General features: G+C 39.9%; 14 protein-coding genes, 1 tRNA gene, 1 riboswitch and 1 other annotated feature. Of the genes, 14 read left to right on the forward strand and 1 reads right to left on the reverse strand.

Annotation, left to right across the window (positions count from 1 at the left end; genetic code table 11):
- Nucleotides 1-56 precede the first annotated feature (56 nt).
- Nucleotides 57-1088, reverse strand: coding sequence for a lactonase family protein (locus tag IAE53_RS01525; protein WP_200135829.1), 1032 nt, complete (start codon nt 1086-1088; stop codon nt 57-59).
- Between the two features lie 184 nt (nt 1089-1272).
- On the opposite strand from IAE53_RS01525, the gene IAE53_RS01530 reads away from it, so the two are divergent.
- The 14 genes from IAE53_RS01530 (at nt 1273) to IAE53_RS01595 (ending at nt 18149) form a co-directional block, all read left to right on the forward strand.
- A complete protein-coding gene (locus tag IAE53_RS01530) occupies nt 1273-2430 on the forward strand; it encodes an AI-2E family transporter (RefSeq protein ID WP_148423041.1) in 1158 nt (385 codons plus the stop codon).
- Nucleotides 2427-2939: a tRNA (cytidine(34)-2'-O)-methyltransferase gene (locus tag IAE53_RS01535; RefSeq protein WP_200135830.1), complete on the forward strand. Its 513-nt coding sequence runs from the start codon at nt 2427-2429 to the stop codon at nt 2937-2939. The genes IAE53_RS01530 and IAE53_RS01535 overlap by 4 nt, the downstream gene beginning before the upstream one ends.
- Nucleotides 2940-3009: 70 nt before the next feature.
- Nucleotides 3010-3081, forward strand: a tRNA-Glu gene (locus IAE53_RS01540).
- A 158-nt stretch (nt 3082-3239) separates the two neighbouring features.
- The gene (locus IAE53_RS01545) at nt 3240-5615 is read left to right on the forward strand and encodes a DNA translocase FtsK (protein ID WP_200135831.1); all 2376 of its coding nucleotides are present in this window, start codon (nt 3240-3242) and stop codon (nt 5613-5615) included.
- Nucleotides 5616-5805: 190 nt separating this feature from the next.
- Nucleotides 5806-6015: a binding site (T-box leader), on the forward strand.
- Between the two features lie 88 nt (nt 6016-6103).
- Nucleotides 6104-8065 carry a threonine--tRNA ligase gene (gene thrS / locus IAE53_RS01550; RefSeq protein ID WP_010279162.1) on the forward strand — a complete coding sequence of 654 codons (1962 nt, stop codon included), beginning with the start codon at nt 6104-6106 and terminating at the stop codon, nt 8063-8065.
- Between the two features lie 91 nt (nt 8066-8156).
- Nucleotides 8157-9533, forward strand: coding sequence for an amino acid permease (locus IAE53_RS01555; protein WP_188352732.1), 1377 nt, complete (start codon nt 8157-8159; stop codon nt 9531-9533).
- Between the two features lie 71 nt (nt 9534-9604).
- Nucleotides 9605-11428: an oligoendopeptidase F gene (pepF, locus tag IAE53_RS01560; protein WP_188352731.1), complete on the forward strand. Its 1824-nt coding sequence runs from the start codon at nt 9605-9607 to the stop codon at nt 11426-11428.
- 113 nt (nt 11429-11541) lie between these two features.
- Entirely contained in the window at nt 11542-12213 is a 672-nt protein-coding gene (locus tag IAE53_RS01565; protein WP_139967479.1) for a VTT domain-containing protein, read from the forward strand.
- A 140-nt stretch (nt 12214-12353) separates the two neighbouring features.
- Nucleotides 12354-12905: an XRE family transcriptional regulator gene (locus tag IAE53_RS01570; RefSeq protein WP_200135832.1), complete on the forward strand. Its 552-nt coding sequence runs from the start codon at nt 12354-12356 to the stop codon at nt 12903-12905.
- Nucleotides 12898-14280 carry a nicotinate phosphoribosyltransferase gene (locus IAE53_RS01575; protein ID WP_200135833.1) on the forward strand — a complete coding sequence of 461 codons (1383 nt, stop codon included), beginning with the start codon at nt 12898-12900 and terminating at the stop codon, nt 14278-14280. Before IAE53_RS01570 ends, IAE53_RS01575 begins: the two co-directional genes overlap by 8 nt.
- 15 nt (nt 14281-14295) lie before the next feature.
- Nucleotides 14296-14640 carry a hypothetical protein gene (locus IAE53_RS01580; RefSeq protein ID WP_148423032.1) on the forward strand — a complete coding sequence of 115 codons (345 nt, stop codon included), beginning with the start codon at nt 14296-14298 and terminating at the stop codon, nt 14638-14640.
- 107 nt (nt 14641-14747) lie between these two features.
- Nucleotides 14748-14915: riboswitch (Lysine riboswitch) on the forward strand.
- An 84-nt stretch (nt 14916-14999) separates the two neighbouring features.
- A complete protein-coding gene (gene lysA, locus IAE53_RS01585) occupies nt 15000-16289 on the forward strand; it encodes a diaminopimelate decarboxylase (RefSeq protein WP_114666547.1) in 1290 nt (429 codons plus the stop codon).
- Between the two features lie 4 nt (nt 16290-16293).
- Nucleotides 16294-16995, forward strand: coding sequence for a 2,3,4,5-tetrahydropyridine-2,6-dicarboxylate N-acetyltransferase (gene dapD, locus IAE53_RS01590; protein WP_114666548.1), 702 nt, complete (start codon nt 16294-16296; stop codon nt 16993-16995).
- On the forward strand, nt 16995-18149 hold the full coding sequence (locus IAE53_RS01595) for an N-acetyldiaminopimelate deacetylase (RefSeq protein ID WP_148423029.1): 1155 nt from the start codon (nt 16995-16997) through the stop codon (nt 18147-18149). Before dapD ends, IAE53_RS01595 begins: the two co-directional genes overlap by 1 nt.
- Nucleotide 18150 lies beyond the last annotated feature (1 nt).

Here is an 18150-nt window from a genome sequence, read left to right on the forward strand (position 1 = left end):
ATATAAAAACAACCACTTGGATGGGTACCCTCGAAGTGGTTGTTTTGTAGTTGAATTTAATACTCAAAAGTCACGCGGACGCCCTCAGGAATAGCAAAGTCTTTTTGCAAAAGTGACAGTTCGCCGGACTCGCTGTCACGACCGTATAACGATACGTTATCTGTATCTTGATTAGCAACAACTAAGAATTGTTCGTCCTTGTCCCAATTCATATCACGTGGGAATTCTCCCTCAGTGCTAATGAGTTGGATTCGTTCAATTTCTGCCCCAAGATTTGAAACTTTGAACACGGAAACTGAATTATGCCCACGGTTTGAGGCATAGATGTAGTGTCCGTCCTTACTCAAACGAAGAGCTGCTGATCCGTTATGTTCTGTCCAGTCTGTTGGTATTGTAGAGGCAGTTTGAACGTGTTCAAAAGAGCCATCTTCAGAATTATACTTCAGCACGCTCAGCAAACTTGACAATTCTCCAAGCAGGTAGGCGTATTGACCATCTGGTGAGAAGCGAATATGTCTTGGACCAAAACCAGCTTCAGTTTTGAAGCGTGACGCTTCAGTCAGTTTGCCATCATCAGAAACATCAAAAGTAATGACTTCGTCAGCCCCAAGATCCACAGCAACCAACCGATTATCTGGTGTTAAATTGCTAAAGTGAATATGTGATGAACCTTGTTCTGGGCGCGGACCGGAACCTTCATTTTGCCATTGATCAGTTAATGTCAAATTACCATCAGCATTAATATGATAAATTTCCACAGTACCGCGGTGATAGTAGCCAGCGTACACTAATTGGCGTACTTCATCAACGCCAATATAGGCTGGAGCAGATCCTTCACTGAGTTGCGCATCAATTTCAGCCAGTGGGCGTACAGAATTATCAAAGGTGACAACGCCGCCTTGACCATCACGATTTTCAACCGCGTAAACCTTGTTTGCCTTTGAGACTGCAAGATAGGTTGGATTAGTGAGTTCACCAACAAGTGTTGGGTTTTGTAATAGCTTTTTCTCAGTATCAAGTTCCGCTTCATACAATCCCTTTGAGATTCTCTTTGTGTAGGTGCCAAACAAAATTTTATAAATTGCCATGATAGGACTCCTTTAAAATGTCTAAATTTATTATACTCGAATGTAAGCCTTTTCACAAATTTCTTTGTCGACATGGCTGACAATAAGCTTGAAAAGCATGATGAGACTGCGCGGTTCAGGCGGGCAACATGATTGTTATTTCTATGGTAAAATAATAATAAACGTGATGAATCGGGGAATATTTATGTTAAAAGACCAAGAACAACAGTCATGGTATAGGCGATGGTTTTCTGGCAACAACTTACTCAATGGACTCATTGTCATACTACTAATTTTGTTGATTATTTTTCTGGCTTGGCAGGTTCGATTTGTTTTTGAACCAATGCGAGCTTTATTTACGGCAGTAGGTGCCCCAATCATCATTGCAGGGGTTTTATATTATTTGCTAAGCCCATTGGTGAATTTGTTGGAAAAGCATGTTCATTTACCTAGAAAGTTGTCAATTGGCATTGTATTGATTGCACTTTTAGCAGTTATTGCTGGAGTGATTGTTGCTGTTTACATGGTATTGCGCACGCAAGTTGTATCATTTATTGATAATTGGCCACAATATTGGCGCACGAGTGAACGTTTTATTAATGATACATTTGCTTCTGATCAATTTAAATATATTCGTGATTACCTAAATCATACGAATGCTGATATCAACCAAAATGTGATTGACTGGAGCAAAAAGTATTTGACAAGCGGTGTCGCTGGTATTAGTTCGTTTGCGTCGACATTGACTTCAATTGGTGTCACTATGGTGTCTACGCCATTTATTCTTTATTATATGTTACTTGATGGGCATAAATTTTCGGCCGTTGTGGCTGATAAATTTCCACAAAAAGCACAAATATCAGTTTATCATTTATTGAGAGAAGTAAGCTCGCAAGTGGCACAATACATTCGTGGACAACTTGGTGTTGCTTTAGCGGTTATCATTATGTTCTCGATTGGTTACACCGTCATTGGATTGCCGTATGGTATATTATTGGCTTTAATGGCTGGCTTCTTTAATATGATCCCGTATGTGGGATCTATTCTTGCCCAAGTACCAGTATTTACAGTAGCGTTAATTGCTGGTGGACCAAAATTGCTGATTTTGGCGATAATCGTTTTGGTAATCGAACAGCCAATAGAGGGGCATGTTATTGCACCAAAAATACTAGGTGAAGCGTTATCTATTCATCCTGTAACAGTTATCGTCGTATTGCTAAGCGGCGGTCATATTTTTGGTGTACTAGGTGTCGTGTTAGGCGTTCCTGCATACGCTGTTGTTAAAGTCCTTGTCACGCACATTTACGAGTGGTGGCGACATAATTCAGAATTGTTTAAAGTGGAAGGAACTATTGAAAAATGACTAATCATGTTGTTTTATTTGAACCATTAATGCCTGCTAATACAGGGAACATTGCGCGTACAACGGCTGGTACGGATGCTGTTTTACATTTAATTGAGCCCTTGGGTTTTGATTTAGATGATAAGCATGTTAAACGCGCTGGACTTGATTATTGGGAGCACGTGCAGTTGGTAAGGCATTCAAGCTTACCGGATTTTTTGGAAACGTTGGCACCTACGGATCAATTGTATCTGGTTTCTAAATTTGCGAACCAAGATTATACAGAGCCTGACTATACAAAGACAGATGGGGATAATTACTTCCTATTTGGTAAAGAAACGACTGGTTTACCAGAAGTATTTATGCGTCAAAATCCAGAAAAGGCCATTCGGATTCCACAAGATGACACCCATATACGATCATTGAATTTATCAAATACTGTTGCCATTGTGATTTATGAGGCGCTACGTCAACAGTCGTTTCCAAATCTTGATACTGTTCATACCTACGAACAAGATAAACTGAAATAGGGGGTTGACGTCACTAAAAAAACTTGTTATGATTATATAGTTGTTTCAACAGCGAAATAACAAAGACCATGGCTCGTTGGTCAAGTGGCGAAGACGCTGCCCTTTCACGGCGGAATCGAGAGTTCGATTCTCTCACGAGCTACTAAAAGTCGCAACTTCGGTTGCGGCTTTTTGTGTTTCATTGTTGAAATTTTCCGACCCCGTTTACAGTTAAGCAATTCTTAAGAATTCGAGATGAACACGCGTTCGTATTTTAAACATGATAAAATAGGGCGTTAGTAATATATTGAGGTAATAATTTTGGCGACCAGAAAAACAACCAGAAAACGACGAACTACGAGTTCACGTGCAAAAAAACAACAACACCCACTTGCTAGAAATTTGACGTTATTAATTAGCGCTATTCTAGGCATTTTAGGGACTTTTAAACTGGGTTTAATTGGCATTTTTGTAGCGAATATTTTCCGGTTTTTCTTTGGAAACATTTACCTAGCAATTATTGTCCCCTTAACAGTCGGTGTACTATATTATATGCTCATGCGAAAGTTGCCGAAAGTTGCTGGGCATTTTTGGATAGGAGCCAGCATGGCATTTGTTGCCATTGAAGTTATTTCCTCTTTACTGTTCTTCACCTATACGCTGCAAGATGGTACCGGATATGTAAATGAAGTCATTCGCATTATTAAACAAGATTTTGTTAACCAATCAGCTAACACCCCAGTTGGTGGTGGCGTGATTGGTGCTATAGTGTACCATGTTTTGTTCATGTTAATGTCAAATGTTGGTACTTGGATTGTCACAACTCTGTTATTATTCGCTGGTGTGATTATCTTTTTCCGAATTCCAGCACGTGATATTGCTGAAAAAAGTGTTGAAAAAGCGCAAGAGGGTGTGGCCTATATTCAGGAACAAAGGGCTAACGCGCCAAAACGCGAGCCACTATTTAAAAGAAATACCCGTAAAAAAGATATTACCGATTATGGTGACAATCCTTTAGGTGTTGATCATTCAACTACGTCAGAAGTAGCTAATCAGGCTGACAATATAAATGAAGATGTCTCTCAACCTCAAACGCATGAATTTATTGAACCAGAAATCAAGTGGAATGGACCAGTGCCGACTGATGATGACAAACCATCAGATGAATTACCTCAATCCGATCCAAAAGGGTCACAGGGCGACGAAGAGGTTTCACTAGCGACCGATACACCAGAGGCGAATAATCCAGACTATCAGCTGCCGTCAGCAGACTTGTTAACACAGGTACCTCCGGCGGATCAAACAAAAGAATTTAAAAGTTTGACTGAGAAGTCACGCTTAGTTCATGACACATTACAAAGTTTTGGTGTGGAAGCTGAAGTGACAAGTGTGTCGTTGGGGCCAACTGTTACGCAGTATGAATTAAAACCCGGACAAGGGGTTAAAGTGAATCGTATAGCCAATTTAGCAGATGATTTGGCGTTAGCACTAGCAGCTAAATCAATACGTATAGAGGCACCAATTCCAGGGAAACCATATGTTGGTATTGAAGTACCAAATGATACACAGGCAACTGTTGGGTTCCGAGATATGATTGAACATGCACCGTTTGATGATAATCCATTAAATGTGCCACTTGGGAGAGATGTTACTGGTAATATTATTATGGCCGATTTATCAGCCATGCCACATTTATTAATTGCCGGTTCAACAGGATCTGGTAAATCTGTGGGCCTCAACGGCATTATCATTTCAATTCTACTTCGAGCCAAGCCTAATGAAGTTAAATTAATGATGGTTGATCCCAAAGTAGTTGAATTATCGATTTATAATGGCATTCCGCATTTGTTAACGCCGGTTGTTTCTGAGCCAAGAAAAGCTGCCAAATCATTGCAAAAAGTAGTTGACGAAATGGAAAATCGTTATAAATTGCTAGCACAGTTTGGCAAACGTAATATTGGTGAATATAACGCTGCAGTTGATAAACAAAATGCTGATGCCGTTGAAACAGGTGATCCGATTATGCAAAAAATGCCATATATCGTCGCAATTGTCGATGAGTTTGCAGATTTAATGAGCACGGTTGGTAGTGAAATTGAGGTTTCTATTGCCCGATTAGGTGCCAAAGCCAGAGCAGCTGGCATTCATATGATTTTGGCTACTCAGCGTCCAGATGTTAAAGTAGTCAATGGTACTATCAAAAGTAACATTCCTGGAAGAATTGCTTTCAGAACCGCTTCAGGCATTGATTCACGTACGATTTTGGATAGTAACGGTGCAGAAAAGTTGTTAGGCAGAGGGGACATGATTTTTGCGCCACCAGGCAAGCCGACGCAACGTGTACAAGGTGCTTTCATTAGTAACGCTGATGTTACTAGTGTAGTAGATTTTGTTAAAGCACAGCAAGAGGTTCAATATTCTGAAGCTATGACAGTGACCGATGAAGAAGTGGCTCAAGATAGTAGTGATATGTCGGATGGTAATAGTGAGGATGAATTGTTCCAAGACGCATTGCAATTTGTGATTGAACAACAAAAGGCATCGACTTCGTTATTACAACGACGATTTAGGATTGGCTATAATCGAGCTGCGCGCCTAATTGATGACTTAGAAGCAAGTGGTTATATCGGTCCAGCTGATGGCTCCAGACCACGACATGTCAATGTTTCGGATGGCAGTTCTGGTATTGAACAGTAAGTGTAAAACAAGTGATATAAAAGGAGAGTAATATAATGGCATTATCAAAAGAACAAATAGCAGCATTACAAAACGTGTATGACAATGGTATTCTTGATCATGATGACGTTGCCCATGATGCTTTGAAGCAGGTATTGGTGGATTTGAAAAATTAAATTGCAAAAATTCTAAAAAAGTGCTAAGATTATTTTTAGAAACTTTGATGAGGACAACTTGATTGCTGTGCGTTTAAAGAGAGTTCATGTTTGGTGGAAATGAACAACGTAGGTTTGATAGACTACCTTTGAGTGATGATGAGTAGAATATAGCGAAATTCATTCGGGTGACGCCGTTAGCTGTCATTTAAGTTGCATCTTAATGGTGCAAAACTTGGGTGGTACCACGGTAAAGCGTCCCTTTGAGCCTTTTGGCTCAGAGGGACGCTTTTTTCAAGCACTTAACAGGGTTTCAAAACGTAATTTGATATTTAATATGAAGAGGGAAAGTATATGACAGAAATTCAATTAACATTTCCAGATGGCGCTGTAAAATCTTTTGCAGCAGGTACAAAACCAATTGAGGTTGCAGCTGGCATTTCAAAGTCTCTGGCCAAAAAAGCGGTTTCCGCGAAGTTGAATGGTCAATATGTTGGCATGAATGATGCACTTGAAAATGATGGTGAATTCGCATTAATTACAACAAGCGATGATGAAGCGTTGGAACTTTTACGTCATTCAGCATCTCATTTGTTGGCGCAAGCTTTGAAACGTATTCCTAAGTTTGCCAATATGCACTTTGGTGTTGGACCATTTATTGATAATGGCTTTTATTATGACACTGATAACGGTTCAGGTAATCAAGTCTCAATTGACGATTTTGCAGAAATTGAAGCCATGATGCACAAGATTGTTGCAGAAGATTTGCCAATTGTATCACGCGAAATTTCACGTGACGAAGCGTTGACATTATTTAAAAATGATCCATACAAGATTGAACTCATTAATGATTTGCCAGCCGATGAGAAAATCACAATTGCTGTTCAAGGCGATCATGTTGAATTAGACAAAGGTGGACTTGTGCCATCAACAGGTTGGGTAAAACATTTCAAATTAACTTCAGTTGCCGGAGCCTACTGGCGTGGTAAATCATCTAATCCAATGATGCAACGTATTTATGGTATTGCCGAATGGAAGCAAGCTGACGTCGATGCCGAAGTTAAACGTCGTGAGGAGGCTAAAGAACGTGATCATCGTACCATTGGTCGTGATCTAGACTTGTTCTTCACTAGCCAAGAAGTTGGCTCTGGGTTGCCAGTGTGGTTACCAAATGGTGCAACTATTCGTCGACAAGTTGAACGTTATATTATCGACAAAGAATTAGCAAATGGCTACCAACATGTTTATACACCAGTGTTGTCGAACCTGAATTTGTATAAAACGTCGGGGCATTGGGATCACTACCGTGAAGATATGTTCCCACCAATGGATATGGGTGATGGCGAATTCCTAGAGTTGCGGCCAATGAATTGTCCTTCACATATTATGGTCTTCAAACATAAGCCACGATCATATCGAGAATTGCCCATGCGCATTGCAGAGCTTGGTATGATGCATCGTTATGAAAAATCAGGAGCTTTGACAGGATTGTCACGTGTTCGTGAAATGACTTTAAACGATGGGCATACATTTGTTGAACCCGAAAAGCTTGAAGAAGAATTTAAATCAATTTTGACAATGATGATGGAAGTTTATCGTGATTTTGACATCACTGACTATCGTTTCCGCTTGTCATATCGTGATCCTAAAAATACAGAAAAGTATTTTGATGATGATGACATGTGGGAAAAGTCTCAAGCACAATTGAAACGCGCAATGGATGATCTTAACCTTGATTACTTTGAAGCAGAAGGTGAAGCTGCCTTTTACGGTCCCAAGTTAGATGTCCAAACTAAGACAGCATTGGGTGGTGAGGAAACAATGTCAACCATTCAACTTGATTTTCTGTTACCAGAACGTTTCAATTTGACTTATATTGGTGCTGATGGACAAGATAACCATCGTCCGGTTATGTTACACCGTGGTATTGTGGGCACAATGGAGCGCTTTACAGCTTACTTGATTGAAATGTATAAGGGCGCTTTCCCAACATGGTTAGCACCACTACAAGTGCAAATCATTCCCGTGAATGTTGATGCGCATGGCGAGTATTCTCGAGATATTCAACAAAAGTTGCAAGCTGCTGGATTGCGTGCACATGTTGAAACTAAAGATGCCAAGATGGGTTATTTAATCCGAGAAGCACAAACAAACAAGATTCCATATACTTTGGTTCTAGGTGATTCTGAGGTTGATGGTCAAACTGTCACAGTCCGTAAATATGGCGAAGACAAGACACAAACCATGTCATTTGAAGACTTCCAAAACATCATATTGACTGATGTTTCACACTATTCGCGTGAAGTAAACGATTAACGATTAAAAAGTTCAATTATGGCGTTGTTATAAAAGCACCCTACGAATTTCGCAGGGTGCTTTGCAGTAAAAGGAGAATTTAAATATTAATATGTCAGAAACGAAAGAGAGTCATCAACCGCAGCAACATGGTCTAAAAAATCGACATGTGCAACTAATTGCTATTGGCGGCACAATTGGGACCGGTTTGTTTATGGGTGCTGGAAATTCCATTCATTTTGCCGGACCATCTATCCTGTTGGTTTATCTCATCATTGGTTTTTTTATGTTTGTGATGATGCGCGCTATTGGTGAGTTGTTATATGCGGATCCAACGCAACATACTTTTATCACCTTCATTACTAAATATATGGGGAATCGTGCTGGCTTTTTTGCGCGATGGTCTTATTGGCTAACAATTGTGTTTATGGGCATGGCCGAGTTGACTGCTGTTGCAAAATATATTCAGTTTTGGCTGCCAGATTTGCCAAGTTGGCTGATTCAAGTCGTGATTTTGGTATTATTGACATGTGTGAATTTGGTTACGGTTGCTTTGTATGGTGAAACGGAATTTTGGTTTGCAATGATTAAAATCGTAGCTATTTTGGCACTGATTGCCACAGGTATCATCATGGCATTGACGGGCTTTAAAACAACGGTTGGTGATGTTGCATTCAGTAATGTTTGGCATCATTTTAGTCTTTTTCCAAATGGTGTTGGTAACTTTATTAATGCTTTTCAAATGGTGATGTTTGCCTTTGTTGGTATGGAATTTATTGGCATGACCACGGCAGAAACAGAGAATCCCCGTGCTGTCTTGCCAAAAGCTATTAATCAAATTCCATGGCGAATCTTGTTCTTTTATCTTGGTGCGTTATTTATTATCATGACGATTTATCCTTGGCAAAAAATTCCTGCTAATCAGAGCCCGTTTGTAATGGTATTCCAATTGGCTGGCATTAAATGGGCGGCAGCCTTGGTGAACTTTGTTGTATTAACTAGTGCTGCGTCGGCCCTCAATTCGGTGTTATTTAGTGCTAGTCGTAATTTTTACGCCTTGGCTTATCAGTCAAAAGCTTCATTTATAAAACCATTCCGTAAAATGTCTCATGCTAAATTACCAGTGAGAGCAATTTTGTTTACATCTCTAATGGTTGCATTTTCTGCAATTATTTCATTAATTCCAACGATCACCAATGCTTTTAGTTTCGTGACAAGTGCATCCACAGATCTGTTTTTGATGATCTATGTCCTCATTTTGATTGCCTACATGCGTTATCGTCAATCGAACGATTATATGTCGGATGGTTTCCTAGTGATTGCACCAAAAGTGCTTGTGCCAATGGCCATTGTATTTTTTGTTTTTGTGTTCATAACGCTATTTTTCAATCCTGAATCCCGTGTTCCGGCGCTAGGGTCAACGATATGGCTCATTGTCTTTGGTCTCATTGCAATGAGACAACCTAAAACAATTAGCTTTGCAAAGTAAGTCTTAATGGCTTGCTTTTTTATTTTAAAAAGATATGATGAATGTTAGAATATGAAAAGGAAAAACTCATCATGACTCATAAAAGAAAACTAAAGCGGTCCGAAGTTCCGGTGAATTTGACTTGGGACTTAACTGACATTTTTAAAACAAAAGCAGATTACGATAATGCGTGCCAACAAACGACAGCTACAATTAAACATTTTGCGGACTTTAAAGATCATCTGGGTGATAGTCCTCAAAATTTATTGTTGGCAACTGAAAAGTTAGTGAATGTGATCGACGTTAATATTGATAAAACTTGGGCTTATGCAGAACTTTTGTATGCTAGCGATATGACCAATCCAGTTGCCCAGCAAGTTAAGGGGGCATCTGAGGACCTCATGGCAACTTTTTACGCGGGGACAGCTTTTTACAAAATTGAAATATCAGGTATTAAATCCGATAAATTGAAGTCATATATGACGCAAGAACCAAAATTGTTAAATTATCAATTTTATTTTGACAGAATTCGTTTAAATAGTGCCCATCAATTAACAGCGACAGAAGAAAAATTATTGGGTACGTTAAACGCAACTCTTCAGAGTCCTAATGATATTTTTGACACGCTTAATGATATTGATTTGAATTTTGGTACATTGAAAGATGAAAATGGCGATGAAATTGAATTAACCATGGGGAATGCTTCGCAGTTTATTCAGTCGCAAAATCGTGACATCAGAAAAAAGGCCGTTGATATGATAGCGCATGCGCATATTAGCGTTTCGCACACCATGGCTAAACTTTATAATACCCATGTTCACAGTCAAAATACGATTGCTGCTTTACGTGGCTATCACAGTGCGCGCTCACAGCAATTAGCACAAAATAACATTCCCGAAGCACTATATGACGTGCTCATCAGTAAAACCCATGAACATATCAATACGGTTTACCGCTATTACGATTTAAGAAAAAAAGTGCTTGGGGTTGAGCAGTTACATCACTATGATCTATCTGTACCATTAACTGGTAAAGATTTCTTGCCAACAACCTATGAAGAGGGAAAAAAGCTGGCACTAGAGGCATTGCAGCCACTTGGTGAGGATTACGTTAACCAAGTTAAAGAGGCATTAAATAATCGCTGGATTGATGTTGCAGAAAATGTCGGCAAGTCTTCTGGTGGTTTTGAAATTGGTATTGCAACAGTTCATCCGTATATTTTATTAAATTGGACAAATAAATTGTATAGCACTAATATTTTGGTGCATGAAATGGGTCACGCGATACACAGTGTCCGAAGTAATCAAACACAACCGGTTCAATATAGTGAAGCGGCAACTTTCAATGCCGAGATTGCTTCCACGCTCAACGAGATTTTATTGCAAAATTATTTGATCAAAAAATACCAAAATGACCGTGACGCGCAAATTTATTTGCGTACCAAATCAATTGCTACTTTTTTGGGAACGTTTGTTACTCAGGTAAAGTTTGCAGAATTTGAGCAACTAACATACCAAACAGAGCAAAATGGTCAAGCATTGTCTTTAACAGTATTGAATCAAATGGCGACACAATTAGAGCATCAATTCAATGGTGAGCAGATTGTTGATGATTTTCCGGATGACAGTTATAGTGTACATTTTGCCAGCGTGCCACATTTTTATTACAATTTCTATGTCTATCAATATGCGACATCGTATGCGGTGGCCAGTGCGATTGCCAATAAAATCTTGAGTGGCGATAAGCAAGTGCTAGATCACTATCATCGTTTTTTGGCTTCAGGCGGTGTCGATTATCCAGTTAATCTCATTAAGTCAGCAGGGGTTGATATGGTCAGTGGGGAGTATCTTGATAGTGCTTTTGCGAATTTTGAAGATGATGTTAATACCCTAGAAAGACTTTTTTCGACTAAGTAAAGCGACAATCAATAGTTGCGTCGTTGTTGTAACAACGATATGGTAAAATAGAATTACTGAAATTGGAAGGAAAATGCGTCGCTGTTGCAGATTATGACCGGCGCAAACTCATCATGGCTTTTTTAATTGATTTTATTCTACATATCGATGCTCATATTGCTAATTTGGTGCAATCATTTGGTTTATGGACATATCTTATCTTATTCGCAGTTATTTTTATTGAAACTGGTGCAGTCATCATGCCCTTTTTACCTGGGGATTCCTTACTATTTGCTGCGGGTGCAATTGCTGCCACGCCGGCTGGACTCAATGCCGGACTAAATCATTGGGTGTTTATGTTTGTTTTCTTTTTTGCAGCCGTTTTGGGTGACTCTTTGAACTTTTGGATTGGCCGAACAGGTGGTTATCAGCTGATTCGGCACCCCTTAATTGGGCGCTTCATTAAAGAGGAGCATATTCGAGAAGCGGAGGGCTTTTTCGAGAAAAGGGGTGCGGTTGCCATCATTATTGCGCGTTACATGCCAATTGTGAGAACCTTTGTGCCGTTTGTGGCAGGTATTAGTCAGTTCCCGTATAGCCGCTTTTTGAAAAACAGCGTGATTGCTGCGTTTACGTGGAGCTTGATTGCCACAGGGGCAGGTTACTTGTTTGGCAATATTCCGTTTGTTAAGGCGCATTTTTCAATTATTATTTTAGGGATCGCCTTAGTAACATTGTTGCCAACGATTATTGGTATCATTCGTTCAGCGATGATTTCACGCCGACAAAAGAAGTTATCTAAATAATAAAATATATCGTAACCACCTGATGTACTACTATATCAGGTGGTTTTATGATAAATTCAATTAAGTAATGATTGCTCTCGTGTTACAATAGAAAGAAAATGAGATAAGCCCTCGGAATACCGATGGTATGAGATGAAACCATGAATAATATTGAAAAATTACAACAGTTAACCCAAATGACCCGTCAAGAAATTGCTGATGCACTTGATGTTGAAAGTGAAACCGTTTTGGCTTGGGAAAATGAAGCCATCATGCCAACGGTCAGTGAACTAGAAGCGCTCAGTGGTATTTTTTCAGCGCAATTGGATGCCAAAGGTATCGAGACACAAAAGCTAACGCACCCTATTCACATTCGCCTATCTGTCGACTATTTGTTGAATCTTGGTATAACAATGTCAGACTGGATAACCTTAAAATGGGCATTTGAAGGTCAGTGGGAATCTGATAAACTTGCAGTTGGCTTTTTTGATAACAATCAATTAACACGAATCATCGAAACAGAGTCAGAATTTGTTGCCGCTTTTGCTGGCTATTTAATTTTACAAACTGATGGTGAGTTTGAACCCTATATTGATGAATTTAACGATGATAAAGAATATGATTGGCGCTTGATTCGTCATAGTGGCGAAACGTTTACAGACGTGACTCGTATGCTTGTCACGACTGAATTGACGGAGATAAAGCATGGCTGAAAATTTAATTATAGCGACAGATGCTTACAAGTTAACTCACCATTTACAGTATCCTGATGATATTACTAAGTTATATTCCTATGGCGAAGCACGTGTCGGTGGTCAGTTTGATCAAGTCAGTTGGTTTGGTTTGGGGATGATTTTGCATGATTATTTTCATACCAAAATTACTGATGATATGATAGACGAAGCTGAAAAAATGTCTTTACAAACATTTGGAACATCAGCTTACTTTAATCGTGCTGTCTGGGAAAAAGTTCGTGACTTAGGCTACTTTCCTGTTACTATCAAGGCATTACCTGAAGGCATGACTGTGCCAACGGGAAATGCGTTATTTACAATTGAAACGACAGCACCGTGGTTCGCCACAACGTTGAATGCTTTGGAAGTCATTTTAATGCATGTCTGGTATCCAACGACAATTGCCACTAACTCTATGGTGATTAAAAAACGTTTGCGGCCATTGTTTGAGCAGTCTGGTTCAGTTGATGATTTGTTTTTAGCAGTGAATGATTTTGGGCTGCGAGGCGCTACGAGTTTGGAATCTGGTAAACGCGGGGGTGCTGCGCATTTGTTACATTTTCAAGGATCTGATAATTTGGCGGCGTCGCAATACTTCGAGAACGTTTATGGTATTGCAGGTCGGGCTTTGTCTGTTTGGGCGACTGAACATTCGGTCGCAACTGCTTATGGTGATGGGCAAGGTGAATTCGATTACGTGAATGCGCAACTTGATCGTGCACCAGAAGATGCTGTTTTGTCGATCGTGATTGATTCTTATGATGCCATCAACTTTGTCAAAAATGTGATTGGCTCTGATTCAATTAAATCAAGAATTATGAAACGTTCAGGTAGAATAGTGTTGCGTCCTGATTCAGGTGATCCAGAACAGATTGATTTAGAGGTATTAAGGTGTTTGGGTGACATTTTTGGTACTGAAACAAACGATAAAGGCTATCGCGTGATTCAACATAATGTTGGTATCATCCAAGGTGACGGTATGAAAGCTGATACCATCGTATCACTTTATGAAAAGCTGATGGCAGAAGGGTGGTCAGCTGATAATTTGGTCGTTGGTTCTGGTGGTGGCTTGCTACAAGAAGGATTCACACGTGATACCGAACGGTTTGCTATTAAAGCCGCGTATGCCGAGAAATCTAACGGTGATCATCTCAACATTCAAAAAATGCCTAAAACTGATGTCTCAAAGGCATCAAAATCAGGACGTTTGAAAGTCATTCAGCGTGACCATAAAATCATCACTGTTTCGCAAAACGAACCTGGTGAAGATCTATTAGAGGTAGTCTACCATAATGGGATTGTATCACCAATTAATGGTGCGGACATATTGGCTCGCGCCAACAATCATGATTGAAAGGACTAATAACAAGTGGGATTAAACTATCATTTTAGTAAACAACCAAGTGATGACGATATGTCAGTCAAAGTCACCCGACTAGATGAAAAAGCCGCAGCACAAGCATGGCGTCAACGTGATAAACGTGATCATCAACCGATTAGTGAACCGGATACGGGTATGGTTGGTCGTGGCATTAAAGCATTAGGCACTGAATCAGCTATCGGAAAAGATGAAAGAAAAGCGCAAATGCAAGTTTTGTTTAATCAGGGGATGACTAGTTACATTGATTTAGCTTTTGAAATGAACTTAGCAGAATCAACAATAAGACGCTATGGTAAAGAGCTTGGGCTAACATTTATTGATCAAGAATTTTAATCATTATCTTGTTCACAAAATAAGGTTATAAGTTAAGATTAAAGACAAGTAAATAATTACCTTGACATTTTCTAATTTTCAAGGGATAATAGTCTAAATACTTATATATTTCACATAGAGGTTGCGATTGACATTGCGCCTGCCGGAGCTCTTGTAGGGGTTGATGGTAGGTTAGGGGACGTCGCCGAAATACGTTTTATCTACAAATGAAACGTGTTGGGCTAAGGGTTAAGAACCGTTAGACTGTCGCATACGTGCGGTGAGCTATGGCAACTGTCAAAATTGGTAAATTAAAAAGCCGTTAGACTGTAACCGTGAGGCTCAGACTAATGGCTTTTTATTGTGAATAAGGGGAAAGCATGAGTTATCCAACGAATACGAATCAGCATTTAACAATTGAAGACGTCGATACCATTGAATTAGCGCAAAAGTATGGCACACCGCTGTATGTTTATGATGTAAGTCATATCAGACAGACAATCCGTGCTTTTAAACAAGTATTTGAACAAGAAAAGATTCCATTTGTAATTAGTTATGCTGGAAAAGCATTTGCCACAAAAGCAATCTATCAAGTTGTCGCTCAGGAAGGCATTCATGCAGATGTGGTGTCTGGTGGTGAATTATATACAGCGCTAGCTGCTGGCTTCCCAGCAGCGCATTTAAGTTTTAATGGTAATAATAAAAGTTATGACGAATTGACATTTGCTGTTAAAGAAGGTGTCGGAACTATCATTGTCGATAATTTTTTAGAACTAAAATTACTTTCTGAAATTGCTGAAAAAAATGCCATTAAACAGGACATTCTGTTACGAATTTCGCCTGGCATTTCAGCACATACACACGAGTTTATCAGTACGGGTCAGCAAGATAGTAAATTTGGTTTTGATTTAATATCTGGGCAGGCGAAAGAAGCTTTTGATATTGCCATCAATGATGATCATTTAAACTTACGTGGTTTGCACGCACATATTGGGTCACAAATTTTTGATGTCACTGGTTTTGAACAAAACGCCGCGCTTCTTGCTGATACGGCTAATGCTTGGGGGTGGCAACCTGAAGTCATTAACGCCGGTGGTGGTTTTGGTATTAAATATACTGATGAGGATAAGCCGTTACCTGAAAGTGAATTTGCACAGGCTATTATCCGTGTATTGAAAGCAAAAGCTGCTGAATATGATTGGAAAATGCCAGAAATATGGATTGAACCTGGACGTTCAATTGTTGGACCAGCTGGAAAAACATTGTATACAATTGGCTCAAGAAAAGACATTCCTGATATTCGTCATTATTTGGCCGTTGATGGTGGTATGGGTGATAATATTCGACCGGCGTTATATCAAGCTAATTACACAGCCGTATTAGCCAATCAACCGAATGCTCAAACTGAAGAAGTCGTTCGGGTTGCTGGTAAATATTGCGAATCTGGTGATGTATTAGTCTGGCAACAAGCCTTACCGGCCACAAAACCAGGGGATATCTTAGCGGTAAATGCAACGGGTGCTTATGGTTATGCCATGGCCTCGAATTATAACCGCAATCCCAGACCAGCAGTAGTATTTGTCGAAAACGGCCAACACCAATTGGTTGTAGAACGAGAAACATTTGAACATTTAGTGTCATTAGACCGAGATTATACTCTAGGAGAATAGTAGAATGCCTGAAAACGAAGCACAACGTTTGATCAACTTTATTGCAAATGCACCCAAAAAAACACCTGTGAAAGTGACCTATAAAGGATCACTTAATGCTGAGGTGCCAGACCAAGTCAAACATTTTGGTAATGATATTTTTGGTCAGTTAATCGGTGATTGGGCTGATGTTGCGCCATTGATTTCAAATTTGCCAGAAGACAGTGTTTTGATTGAAAATGATTCACGTAATTCAGCAGTACCGTTGCTGGACAAAAAGGCTATCAATGCTCGAATTGAGCCCGGCGCTATTATTCGTGATCAAGTTAGCATTGGTGATTCAGCTGTGATTATGCTTGGTGCCGTCATTAATATTGGTGCCGAGATTGGCGCGGGGACAATGATTGATATGGGAGCCGTCCTTGGTGGCCGTGCGATTGTTGGTAAAAATTCACATATTGGCGCTGGTGCCGTACTGGCAGGTGTGATTGAACCAGCATCTGCCCAACCTGTGCGAGTTGGAGATAATGTTTTGGTTGGTGCAAATGCGGTCGTCATTGAAGGCGTGCAAGTTGGTGACGGTGCCGTTGTTGCTGCTGGTGCGATTGTCACCAAAGATGTACCGGCAAACACGGTGGTTGCTGGTGTACCTGCCAAAGTAATCAAAACAATCGATGAACAAACGCAACAAAAAACCGCTTTAATTGATGCACTAAGGAGTCTTTAATGACAGTTTCTGAAGCAGATATACAGACATTTCGGCGTGAATTACACCAAATACCAGAACTAGCTTTATCCGAATTTCAAACACATGATTATTTGCTCAAAAAAGTTCAGTCATGGCAGACTGATTTTATGACTATAAGAGAGGTACCAGAGCTACCAACAGCTTTGTTAGTAAGATTTGAGGGTTCCCATCCTAAAAGAACAATTGGTTACCGATCAGATATTGATGCTTTGCCAATTACAGAAGATACGCAGCTACCCTTTTCTTCAATACACGATGGTCGCATGCATGCCTGTGGGCATGATGTTCACATGAGTTTGGCTTTGGCCATTACTAAATATTTCAGTGAACATCAGCCAGAAGATCATGTCATTATCTTTTTCCAACCAGCAGAAGAAGAAAAGAGTGGTGGAAAATTAGCTTATGAACTGAATTTATTTGAAGGGCAATGGCGCCCCGATGAATTCTATGGTATTCATGATCAACCTGATTTACCTGCTGGTACTTTGAGTACGTTAGCAGGCACTTTATTTGCTGGTACTGCTGAGTTAAAGGTGGATGTCATTGGTCAAGGTGGTCATGCAGCCTATCCTCACTTGGTTCATGATCCAATTGTAGGCGCCGCGGAGTTGATCACAACGTTACAAACAGTTGTTTCGCGTGGTGTTGATCCAATTGAAGGTGGGGTTGTCAGTATTGGCACAATCCAAGGTGGCTTCGCAAATAACGTTATTCCAGATCGTGTTCATTTGGAAGGTACAGTACGTAGCATGACATTAGCTGGATTGAAAACGATGATGGCACGCATTCAAAAAATAGCTGATGGTATTGCCTTAGCCGACGATTTGACTATCGAAGTGTCTTTGGAAAGTGGCAGTTATTTGCCAGTGGAAAATGATCCAAAATTGGCTGAAAACTTGATTAATTATATGACGGAAGATGACAATATCAACTTTGAATTAGCCAAACCAGCTATGACAGGCGAGGATTTTGGGTATTTATTACAGCATATTCCTGGCGTGATGTTGTGGTTAGGCGTAAACGATTCCCATCCACTTCATAGTGCCAAGCTTAACATTGATGAAGCAGCACTGATGCCCGGATTTTTGGCCCTTAAATCCTTTTTAGTTTATCGCATGTCGCAAGGAGATTGAA

Source organism: Leuconostoc sp. S50 (genome assembly GCF_016624925.1).
In the GTDB taxonomy this organism is placed as follows: Bacteria; Bacillota; Bacilli; order Lactobacillales; family Lactobacillaceae; genus Leuconostoc; species Leuconostoc pseudomesenteroides.